The sequence below is a fragment of the Clostridium sp. OM05-9 genome (assembly GCF_003481465.1).
Lineage (GTDB): Bacteria > Bacillota > Clostridia > Lachnospirales > Lachnospiraceae > Coprococcus > Coprococcus ammoniilyticus.
The window spans coordinates 72526-84184 of sequence record NZ_QULF01000002.1 but is presented as its reverse complement, the minus strand read 5'-3'; the positions used below and the strand labels follow the sequence as shown (position 1 = coordinate 84184).

The 11659-nt window shown below is 39.3% G+C and carries 12 protein-coding genes; 2 read left to right on the top strand and 10 right to left on the bottom strand.

The annotated features are described in order from the left end of the window. Positions 1-165 precede the first annotated feature (165 nt). From DXB77_RS03445 to DXB77_RS03425, 5 genes are all read right to left on the bottom strand, one after another. Positions 166-858, bottom strand: a complete 693-nt coding sequence (locus tag DXB77_RS03445; protein ID WP_117822766.1) for a TMEM165/GDT1 family protein — start codon at positions 856-858, stop codon at positions 166-168. 15 nt (positions 859-873) lie between these two features. Further along, entirely contained in the window at positions 874-1875 is a 1002-nt protein-coding gene (locus tag DXB77_RS03440; RefSeq protein WP_008402794.1) for a calcium/sodium antiporter, read from the bottom strand. A gap of 311 nt (positions 1876-2186) precedes the next feature. Continuing rightward, complete coding sequence (locus DXB77_RS03435) at positions 2187-3059, bottom strand: acyl-CoA thioester hydrolase/BAAT C-terminal domain-containing protein (protein ID WP_118614911.1); 873 nt, start codon at positions 3057-3059, stop codon at positions 2187-2189. 23 nt (positions 3060-3082) lie between these two features. Continuing rightward, entirely contained in the window at positions 3083-3442 is a 360-nt protein-coding gene (locus tag DXB77_RS03430) for a hypothetical protein (RefSeq protein ID WP_243100136.1), read from the bottom strand. Positions 3443-3628: 186 nt separating this feature from the next. Next, a complete protein-coding gene (locus tag DXB77_RS03425; RefSeq protein ID WP_117807690.1) occupies positions 3629-3814 on the bottom strand; it encodes a hypothetical protein in 186 nt (61 codons plus the stop codon). Positions 3815-3967: 153 nt separating this feature from the next. On the opposite strand from DXB77_RS03425, the gene DXB77_RS03420 reads away from it, so the two are divergent. After that, positions 3968-4282 (top strand): hypothetical protein, encoded by a 315-nt coding sequence (locus tag DXB77_RS03420; protein ID WP_118614908.1) that lies wholly within the window; start codon positions 3968-3970, stop codon positions 4280-4282. Between the two features lie 247 nt (positions 4283-4529). Here the strand turns inward: DXB77_RS03420 and DXB77_RS03415 are convergent, their stop codons facing one another. The 5 genes from DXB77_RS03415 to DXB77_RS03395 form a co-directional block, all read right to left on the bottom strand. Then, positions 4530-5669, bottom strand: a complete 1140-nt coding sequence (locus DXB77_RS03415) for a leucine-rich repeat protein (protein ID WP_118662661.1) — start codon at positions 5667-5669, stop codon at positions 4530-4532. 40 nt (positions 5670-5709) lie between these two features. Next, on the bottom strand, positions 5710-5964 hold the full coding sequence (locus tag DXB77_RS03410) for a hypothetical protein (RefSeq protein WP_117807693.1): 255 nt from the start codon (positions 5962-5964) through the stop codon (positions 5710-5712). 249 nt (positions 5965-6213) lie between these two features. Beyond that, on the bottom strand, positions 6214-8196 hold the full coding sequence (locus tag DXB77_RS03405) for an InlB B-repeat-containing protein (RefSeq protein WP_118662660.1): 1983 nt from the start codon (positions 8194-8196) through the stop codon (positions 6214-6216). A gap of 317 nt (positions 8197-8513) precedes the next feature. After that, positions 8514-10145 carry a chaperonin GroEL gene (groL, locus tag DXB77_RS03400; protein WP_117807695.1) on the bottom strand — a complete coding sequence of 544 codons (1632 nt, stop codon included), beginning with the start codon at positions 10143-10145 and terminating at the stop codon, positions 8514-8516. Positions 10146-10180: 35 nt separating this feature from the next. Next, positions 10181-10468 (bottom strand): co-chaperone GroES, encoded by a 288-nt coding sequence (locus DXB77_RS03395; protein ID WP_021943267.1) that lies wholly within the window; start codon positions 10466-10468, stop codon positions 10181-10183. A gap of 347 nt (positions 10469-10815) precedes the next feature. Here DXB77_RS03395 and DXB77_RS03390 point away from each other — a divergent pair, with 347 nt between their 5' ends. Further along, positions 10816-11535, top strand: coding sequence for a DUF6062 family protein (locus tag DXB77_RS03390; protein WP_118662659.1), 720 nt, complete (start codon positions 10816-10818; stop codon positions 11533-11535). Positions 11536-11659 lie beyond the last annotated feature (124 nt).

Here is an 11659-nt window from a genome sequence, read left to right as displayed (position 1 = left end):
TATTATCAATAATACGATATATCTTTATGTGTTTCTTGTATAATATCAAACAAAAATGGCACTATTTCTACTATTTCACGCAATAATCTATCAGAATTGTTAATCTTATCGTTGACATTAAGACTATTTATTTTAACGAAACGAGATTTGTATTCTATTCGTTTCCTATATTTTTTCCTCTTTTTTCTTTTTTTGCCTTACGAAAAGGAATGCGCATAAGCCTGCAAATATAACGACTACAGCTATAAGTATCAGCAATACCGGAATCCGGCAGACGCTCGAAGAGATAAGCTTAAGTCCCTGATAAAGTGTATACACACCAAATGTCGAGAATATCACAAATGCCAGTGTATTAAGTAGTCCATCCGGAGTTTTGCTCTTTAAGAGATAACCGACCAGCATACCAAGAATGTCCGCTGCAAATAGTCCGAGGGAACAACCGATCCATACAATAAGTGCTGCCCCCATACCTTCATTCGCGCCAAATGTTATAGCGGTAAGCTGAGTCTTATCTCCAAGCTCAGCTACAAAAAAAGTACAGAAAACAGCCAATGGCGCAAACTTGATCTTTGATCTTCCGTTTTCTTCTTCCTCTTCGTCGCCATCGGAAATCGTTGATGCTGCGAAGTAAAGAAATGCAAGTGCTGCAATATTCTTAATGAGCCATTCCGGAACAAATTCGCTGACAAGTCCACCTGCAAGAACCGCCAGACCATTCAGTACAAGAATTGCGGCAGCAGTTCCTATTATGATATCTTTTAATTTGTACTTAGACGTAAGAGCAATCAACATAAGCTGTGTCTTGTCTCCCATCTCCGCTATGAATTCCGTAAAAAATACCTTTAAAAATAATATCATTTGTTATACCCACATTTATCTTATAACAATATAAACTGCATATACTGCATAGAGCGCAACCATACACAAACCTTCGATTCTTCCGATTTTCTTCTTTGTCCCTGCGAATATCCATACACACACAGTAAATGCAACCAGTACACACAGATCAATAATATTCTCTCTGATTATACTGATCGGACTGATCACTGATGCAATACCAAGTACCATAAGTATGTTAAATATATTTGAACCGATCGCGTTACCAAGCGCCATATCAACTTCATTCTTTCTGGCTGCAACAATTGAGGTCACAAGCTCCGGGAGTGACGTGCCTATCGAAACGATTGTAAGTCCGATCAGTGTCTGACTCATTCCGAGATCACTTGCAATTCTTGATGCCGCATCAACGGTCACATCCCCTCCGACTGCAATCGCTATTGCTCCACCAACGATAAACAGAATACTGACCGGAACGGATACAAGCTTAATTTCCTCATCCGAGCCACCTTCAATCTCAACTTTCTTTCCTTCTTTGTTGGCCTTTAATGCAATCCTGATCATGTAAAAAATGTATCCTGCAAATAAACCAATAAATATAGCACCATCCATATGTCCCAACGTCATGCCTGTTTTGTCTCCAAGGCCGATTATTCCTAAAAGCATTAAGAGTCCGGCACATATAAGCGAAAGCGGAATATCTCTCTTTATCGTTTCTCCTGCAACATTTACTGTGGCTAATATTGCACATACTCCGATAACAACCATCAGATTAAAAATATTAGAACCAACTACATTACTAACTGCAAGTTCATTATTACCTGCTATTGATGCTGATACACTGACCGCTGTCTCCGGAAGTGATGTTCCCATCGCAACAATTGTAAGTCCAATAATTATAGATGGAACATGCAGTCTCTTTGCTACACTCGAGCTTCCCTCTACAAAAAAATCCGCGCCTTTGATCAGCAGTACAAAACCGATCACAAGAATTACAATTACAAGAGCAAACGGGGCGTTGTTAATGAATTTTTCCATGTTATTCTCCTTTTTCTCTATCCATACCAGTGCCGTCAGCCGAACTGTCTGCTACTATAAAGTATGTCCGACAGATTAAAAAAGACTCATGTATATCAATTATCCGCCGGTGTATATTACACAAGCTGTTAATCGATATACATGAGTCTCATTATTTAAGATTTGCCAGATTATACTCTCTTATTATAATCAGAATGTTGACAAATCACACTTTCGCGCTAACTACTCCCTCATGGAATATTAAGTTACTCGATAAATATTATCAAATGTAACCATGTGTGTCAACATCTTATTCTAGAAATATTTTTTCTTTACAAATCAGCTACGCTCCACGCATTTAATGTCTTTAAAATGATTTCAAGTGTATCTTCTCTTGCTTTCTGACATTCCTGTGGATATTTCTTCTCTCTTGGGAGCGCACCATTATTTACCGGAAAATATCCGAGATTATGACTGCCAGTCTCTGAATTGATGTGTTTGAAGCCGTAGCTGAAGTTCTCCCGCTTTAACCGTGCTGTCAATAATTCTGCATCATGCTTTGCCGGAACAGATTCATCATGTGTAGAGGTAAGAAAAAGAATATCTCCACAGATCTTTTCTACCGGTATCTCATTCTCAATCGTTCCCTCTTTCTCCCATTCCTCAAAAAAGTACAACAGCCGCACATGATGTTCCTTTATACATTTTTTCAGGAAGTTGGAGAACATATGCTTATTTGAAACATAAGGGAAATCATTTCCACGATATGAAACCATAGCCTTACATGGATCTGCATCTGCCTTACCACTGCCCTGCATAATATGTCCAAAGGAAGATGCAGCTATAACAAGACTGATATCCGGAACAACTGATGCAGCAAGCAACGCCATTCCTGCGCCTTTGGAATTACCATACATACCAAAATGCCTAAATCTGCCATCTCCATACTCTTTCATACGGTCAACCGCAGTCTGAAACATCTCCAAAGGAATTGCCCGCATCTGATCCGGCTGTCCGGGTGCGCCATAATAAGTCATGGCAAGAACTGAATACCCTTTCCCTGAAAATAACTCCGCGTACTTCTCAGGCAGTTCCAATCCCTTAAGTCCCTGAATAACGATCAGTAGCCTGTCATCCTTATTTTCTACCTCATATAAAACTCCCTCAAATCCATCGTTCAGATATGTATATCTCTGTTTTTTCATAGCTGTCTAACTCCTCTCCTTTATTAAAGCACCTGTATCATTATCTCAAACAATTCCGGTTTCAGCAGAACCAGTCCTGCATGGCCTAATTTAGGCAGTACTTCAAATTCTGTCTGTGGAAATTGACGTTTCACATATTCAATATCCTTTTTTCTCTTTTTTTCCTCATCCTTTGTGTACCAGTAGTGAAGCTTCGTATCTATTTGAGGAACTAGTTCGGGAACTTTATAATTATTGCAGGAATCAAATGTCCGCCATAATGTCTTTCTGCTGCAATGCTTTAAAACATCTGGCACGTACTGCAGATCTTCCTTCGTATAATCATCTGTTGCAAATGCCTTTTTCAATAAACCCACTCCGCCTGCTCTTCCGATCATCATCATAAGATAATCTTTCAATGCAATAAAACGTGTCACGATCCATGGAAGCTGACGACTTTGTATTTTTCACATTCATATGGCGCACAATTTCGCCAGAACATAAAAATTGAAAACATCAAGTTAGTCATTTCTAATCCATGTCATTATAGCACACTGCTCATAAAAGTGGAAAATAAATATTAACTCTCTCTATAGGCTTCTTTTCACCTCTGCGATCCAATCATTAATTTTGTTCTCTGCTGTTTGCAGTACCGGACCGCCTTGTGAGTCAAATTTGATCTCCATTGGCTTTATGATCTCTGCACCTTGACAGATCTTTCTGAGATCACGTTCACTGTTCCCAAGTCCGCTGCCCTCATGTGTCATAAGTGCCATTACCTTTTCTCTCACACCTGCCGGGGAACATTTCTATCGAAAAAAGTCTTGTCATTACCAGTGACATAGCCCAGATGCTCAGAGAAACAAAACGTATTGCTGCTAACGACAATAAACTATTAAGAATCGGCTATTATAAGGGATATAACGGAAATGAATTATCTAAAGCAATTTCTTTATTTTCAGAAAAATATCCCGGCTGTTGATGTTCAGATCTCTGTCGGAAGTCATGAAGAATTATATCACGCTATGGAAAATGGCGTAATCGATCTTTCTTTAAATGACCGGCGCCGTGCATTCTCCGATGCATATAACAATATGGTTCTTGCTGAGAGCACACTCTACATTGAAATATCCACGAAAAATCCACTCAGCAAATTGCATGGCCTGGAAATCATCGATCTGAAAAAAACTCCATGCATCCTCGTCATGAATCAGACCAGTCAAAAGGAAGAACAGGAATACTAGGAAACAATCATCGGACTGCATGGAGAATTTCTCTTTGCCGATACAATACAGGAAGCACGGCTCAAGATCGTAACCGGACAGGGTTATATGCCTGTAGATGTGATCGGTGAGCAGAGCTGGTTTAACACTACTGTATCCAGGCTTCCGCTCACCCGAAATGGCGAATCCGTAAAAAAGTGGAATATAAAGTGTGTAAATTGTTGCTTATAACCTACGCACTTTATATTCCATTTAAAAGCTCCCGTTTTTATTTCTTTACAATTTTAACCTTGTTTCCCTGTCCTTTATTTTTAAGGATCTTCTTATATGCTTTTAATTTCTTAGATGGCACTTTGATCTTTGCATTTGCTTTTATTCCCTTATATGCATTCTTGCCGACACTCTTTAATTTTGTTGTCTTTACAGTTATCGTAGATAACTTCTTACATTTCTGGAATGCAGATGCTCCGATCGTCTTTACATTTCCTCCCATCGTTACGCTCTTTACTTTAGTCTTATTGTACAGCGCTTTCTTTGCGATTGAAGTTACCTTAAAGGTCTTTCCACCAAGCTTCACAGTCTTTGGAATCACTACTTTTGTGGTCTTTGTACTCTTTATACCTGCAAAGGCAACTTCAGAACCACTGGTAAACTTATACTTATATGCACCAGATGTTACTGTTGTTTCTTTCTTTGCATATATTATAAAGTTCTTAGTTATGCCTCCGGTATATTTGCCTTTTCCCTTGATGATCACGGATGCTTTTCCAATATTCTTATTCTTCTTATAGGTAACTGTATAATCAGTTCCTGCCTTCAATTTCTTTCCAGCAAAAGTTACAGATTTTACCAAAGGCTTCTTCGCCTTTCCGTTATAAGCATATTTTGTTGTATCCAAAGTAACAGCTGTCTTTGCATTTGTCAGCTTATAGGAGCTCGCTGGAACAGCGATCACTACCTTTATTGTCGGAGATGCCAGATAGTTCTCTGTCTCTGCATATCGTACATAATAATTACCTGCTGCAAGCCCACTCACCATTGTGCCTGATGTTACACTGCCCCAATGGACCTCATCTGTACTGTATTCCATTGCTGTCGTCAGCTTATCGATTGCTCCGTCCTTTGCCCCTGCCTTACTTACATTTATGGCAGTCAGCCTTGCTGGCGCTGCTTTGGCTGCTTTCTCGATTTTAAACTGTACCTGTGTCTCATCATGATATATGCCCATACCTGTAATCGTAACAACTGCATTTCCGGCATTTATGTTATCTACATAAGCAACCGTATAATCTTTATCTTTTGCCAGTGTCTGTCCGGCATAGGTCACAAATACCTCCGGCTCCTTTGCTTTTTTGTCATAGGTATATGTTGTCGGATTCAGTGTAACAGATACCTCTGTATCAGTCATTCTGCGATAACGAAGTTCTGCACTTTGAGCGATCTCTCCACTATACTTCTATAACGCCGGCATCATAATAGATATATACCTCAGGAAGCGAATCCGGGGCACACTCACTCATCGTTCCGCTTCCTCTGCTTCCTCCAAATTCATAATATTTACCATCCTGCAGTTCGGTTCCGTTTATGGATACCTTTAAAGTCTCCGCATGTACCAGACCCATACCCTGCGTTCCAATAAATACAGCCGTCACCATCAGCAGTACTGCTGCCAACATTCCAAACACTTTCTTTTTTAATTTCATAGATTACCTCCCCATATTTGATTTTTAGATTTGAATTATGAAATTACCCACCTTTTTCTCTTTATAGCATTCTTGTTTAAACAGTGTCAACCCATACAGGCTAAATCACTGAAGAAATCCTGTTAAAAACGGCATAATTTCACGCAGGTTGTCACTGTTATGTCGTTGTCTACTACAGAAAACGACAGTGGTCTCAGACTACTGTCCATCCAAGCCACTGCCGAATTTACAACTTCTTTCTATTTACTTTTATTTAACTGTTACCTTTACTTTCTTAGCGCATCCATTTACTGCATAGATATATACATAACAGGTGCCTTTTCCTTTTGCTGTGATCTTGCCATCTTTGGATACAGTTGCTACCTTTTTGTTTGATGTGTCATATCTGAATTTTGCTGTATGACCAAAGAGTGGAAGTTTATTATTCTTTTTAACAATAGTTGCTTTTATCTTAGCTGTTTTTCCCTTTTTCAGGCTGTAAGCGGATTTCTTTGTCTGAATCTTCTTGGCATCTGTTACAGTCGTATTTTTCTTGCCAACCGCATGACCTGTAATGGATTTTCCGATGGTCACTTTCTTGCCGGCAACCTTCTTATATGCAACTACATAACATTTTACATTATCTTTCTGATTTACAGCCTTCTTATTCAGCTTATTGATCGTCACAGATAAGGTCTTTGCAGATTTTACAGACTTAACAATGGTGTATTTTCCCTTCTTGCAATATGCCATATATACATCATATCCATCTGCTTTTGCAACCTTGCCCCATGTTACTTTAATCGACTTTCCTGTAGTGATACTGAACTTGGAGCTTAATGCCTGATCATTTGCTTTTGTCCGTTTTGCTTTTACCACCGGTTTTGTCGGCTCCGGATCTGATGGTGTGGACTGCTTCACCATCCACTTAGCATAAAGAATTGTATTTCCTGTTAATGCTTTACCCGGCACAGCCGCCTTTGTGAGTGCCTCGTCTGTGTACCAGCCTGCAAATTCATATTCAGCTTTACTTGTTGTTGGAAGCACATCCGGGAGCTTCTTCTGGTGTACAGCTTCAGTTACTTCACTTCCGCCATTTGTGTTATATGTGATCTTATATCCAAGGTTATCATTCTCGATAACTGTATATGGAACATTTCTCTCTAATGGACTGTTTGAATTTGTTGTATACCAATTAAAATCTGCATATCCAACATCATCTTTATGGTTTTTATGCTCATCCGTCTGCTTAACCTCATAACACTTCTGATCTCCATCACTGATTCCTACATCTATATTATCCGGATCAGAGTCAGCAGATGTGATCCAGATCATATGACATTTCCTACATACAGTGATCCATTTATTAGGCGATAACTGATTACCAAAATAAATCTTGTCTCCAACCTGCACTTCATCTGCTTTTAATACTACCTTTGATGCATCTACGATATCTGCCGCAGCTTTCTTGTCTGCATCTACATACTTACAGATTGAACATGTATATCTGGCTTCACCTGCAGTTCCATAAGAATGTTCCTGGAAATCTTCCTTCAAATCACTATGTTCACAGGTTGCCGCATGCCAATGACCATATGCATTACTACTCCAACTATTAGAAAATGTATGCTGGTGTACACTCGATTTCGACCACTTTGCATACAACGTTATATCTTCAAATATTGAAAGTTCTCGCGATACCGGCTGTGTAAGATTTTCATCTGTATACCAGCCAATAAAATCATATCCAGCTTTGGTCGTTGTTGGAAATGTACTCGGTATATGTGTCTGTTTAACAGCATCCGCTATTGCACTACCACCATTTGTATTATATTTAATCGTATATCCAAGATTTGAATTTCCCATAACTGTATATGGCGTATTACTAGGTAAATATTCTCCTGTGAAGTAAAAACTAAACTCACTATATCCAACATAACCGGCATGATCTTTGTGTGCATCTGATCTCTTTACAATAGAATTGATTCTGTCTCCAATCCCATATTGCGAAGAACCACCGTATGTTATCCAGATCATATGACATTGCTTGCAAACTACTATCTGTTTGTCTGAAGATAACTCAACTCCTACATAAACCGTATCCCCTACCTGTAGAGTCGTAGGGTCAATCGTTCCTGACCTGTATTCTGCTGCATTTACTTTCATTGTTCCCATGCCTACAAACATAACAATGCCAACCAGCAAGGCCGTCAGGATGCCTGTAACTTTGTTTTCTTTTAGTCGTCTTACCATATTTTCTTATCCCCTTTCATTCATCTGAATACAACACATAATACAACATATAGTATGATTATATCTGCATGTCTCATTATGTTGTTCCAAATAAGTTATTTTCTGGTATTGTACCATAATCATTTCCCCATACCGGATTCTGTGCACGAAATGTCTGAAAAACGGCATTAAATGTTTTACTGGGTTTGAAAATACAGTCTATGCGTATGCAAAAAAAAAGAAAGATAGCATGCCACTATCATGTATCTTACACGATAATAAACAATACTATCTTCCTTTTTATTCTCTATTTGAACTTTATGAATGATATTTTATTTTTACATCATACCCATTCCGCCGCCCATACCTGCACCTGCCGGCATAGCTGGAGCATCTTCCTTAATATCAGCTACAACAGATTCTGTTGTCAGTAATGTAGATGCTACGGATGTTGCGTTCTGTAAAGCACTTCTTGTAACCTTAACAGGATCGATGATACCTGCTTCGATCATATCTACATACTTCTCATTGTATGCATCAAAACCGATACCCGGCTGTGATTCTTTGATCTTATTGATGATAACAGAGCCTTCCAGACCGGCATTTGCTGAAATGTGGAATAACGGAGCTTCCATAGCCTTAAGAACTACCTTAGCACCTGTCTTCTCATCGCCTTCAAGTTCTGCAACCAGTTCTGCAACCTTCTTAGCTGCATGAATATATGCTGATCCACCACCTGCGATGATGCCTTCTTCAACAGCAGCTCTGGTAGCATTTAATGCATCTTCCATACGGAGCTTAGCTTCCTTCATCTCTGTCTCAGTAGCTGCACCAACACGGATAACTGCTACACCACCTGCAAGCTTTGCAAGTCTTTCCTGAAGCTTCTCTTTATCGAATTCAGATGTTGTCTCTTCAAGCTGAGCCTTGATAACATTTACTCTGCCCTGAATATCTTCCTTTGTTCCGAAACCATCTACGATAACCGTATTCTCTTTTGTTACCTTTACGCTCTTAGCACGACCAAGGTCATCTAATGTCGTATCCTTTAAGTCATAACCAAGTTCTTCTGAGATAACTTTACCATTTGTAAGGATAGCAATATCCTGTAACATTTCTTTTCTTCTGTCACCATAACCAGGAGCCTTAACAGCTACAACCTGGAATGTACCTCTTAACTTATTTACGATTAATGTTGTAAGTGCTTCGCCTTCTACATCTTCAGCAATGATCAAAAGCTTCTGACCACCCTGTACGATCTGCTCAAGTACCGGAAGGATATCCTGGATATTTGAAATCTTCTTATCTGTGATCAGGATGTATGGATTATCAAGCTCTGCAACCATCTTCTCCATATCAGTTGACATGTAAGCTGAAATATATCCTCTGTCGAACTGCATACCTTCTACGAGGTCAAGCTCTGTCTTCATGGACTTGGACTCTTCAATCGTGATAACACCATCATTTGATACCTTTTCCATAGCATCTGCAACCATCTGACCTACTTCATCATCACCGGCTGAAATAGATGCAACTCTTGCGATCTGCTCTTTGCCGTTGATTGTCTGGCTCATCTCTGAGATTGCTTCTACAGCCTTATCACAAGCCTTCTTCATACCCTTTCTGAGGATGATTGGATTTGCGCCTGCTGCAAGGTTTTTCATACCTTCATTGATCATTGCCTGAGCAAGAACAGTAGCTGTTGTAGTACCATCACCTGCAACATCATTTGTCTTTGTTGCTACTTCTTTAACGATCTGAGCACCCATGTTCTCAAATGCATCTTCCAGCTCTATATCCTTTGCAATTGTAACACCATCATTTGTGATAAGTGGTGAACCATATGACTTTGCAAGAACTACATTTCTTCCTTTTGGTCCAAGTGTTACTCTTACTGTATCTGCTAACTGATTTACGCCTGCTTCAAGAGCCTTTCTGGCTTCTGCTCCGTATTTAATTTCCTTTGCCATTTCTTTCTACCTCCAACTGTTTTTCTGCTATCTGATTATTCACTTACAACTGCAAGAATGTCACTCTGTTTTACGATGATATATTCATCATCACCGAGCTTAACTTCTGTTCCTGCGTATTTAGAATAAATAACTCTGTCTCCTGCCTTTACTTCCATAGGAACCTTAACGCCATCGACAACAGCTCCGGGACCAACTTCTACAACATCTGCATACTGTGGCTTCTCTTTTGCCTGCCCTGGTAATACGATACCTGATTTTGTTGTCTCTTCTGCTACGGACTGTTTTAATACAACTCTGTCTCCTAATGGTACTAATTTCATAATATATATTCCTCCTAACATATTAAATCCGTTCTTATCTGCCTTATGTGCTCCGGCAGTTTCTAGCACTCACATCTCTTGAGTGCTAACACAATTATTATTGTATTCATTTTATGGAAAAAATCAACCCCTAAAATGATAAAAAATATATTAAATGGACAAGGTCTCTTACATTATATGAAATATACCCTGAATTCAGAACGAAAACCGGCGATTTTGATTTGTAAATTCAGGTGTTGCATGATATGCTTCTAATACAGGAATCAAACCGATGATTTCTGACATGATACAGGATAACGCCTGTTCAAAGGCTGCTATCCAAATGATATATAGAAATGGAGAATACTATGGCTGAACAATTATACACAATACCTGTCAACGATGCCTTTCATGCAGACTGTGAATGTCCTCTCTGTCAGATGCAGAAAACGTTGGAGGAACATGCCATCGAATATACGATGGGACCAAGCTATATGGAAGACGATAATCGTGCTATGACAGATAAAATGGGCTTCTGCTCCCATCACATCGGCATGTTATATAAAGAAAAGAATCGTCTGGGACTTGCCCTGATGTTAAAGACACACACTGATAAAACGATCCGGGATCTGAAAGCTTTATCAGAAAAAGGAACTCCTGCAAAACCGGGACTTTTTTCCAAGCAGTCAAATCTTTCCGGTGTCGGTGCATATATCAAAGAACTGGAAAGCTCCTGCTTTATCTGTGACCGTATGAATCGTACCTTTGACCGCTATGTCGATACGATCTTTCATATGTGGAAAAAAGATCCTGAATTCAAGGATACCTTCAAAAGCAGCAAGGGCTTCTGTACTTATCACTACGGTATCCTCTACGATACCTCTGTCACAAAGCTGTCCAAAAACCAATGTGAAGAATTCATAGAAGCTTTGAATCACTTATATTTTGAAAACATGGAACGTGTCAACGGAGATATCGGATGGTTCATCGATAAATTCGACTATCGATTCAAGAATGAACCATGGAAGAACTCAAAGGATGCCTTACCTCGCGGCATAATCAAGGCTAATCATACATTTGTAGAATAAAAAGCAACAATATTCCTGCCCGATAAACATAGGATACACACAAAAATACTGTGTACATTGCACTTCACATATTATTCCGCAAAACGCTTTCGCTCTACCCTCAACGCAGCAGTACTAAGTTCGC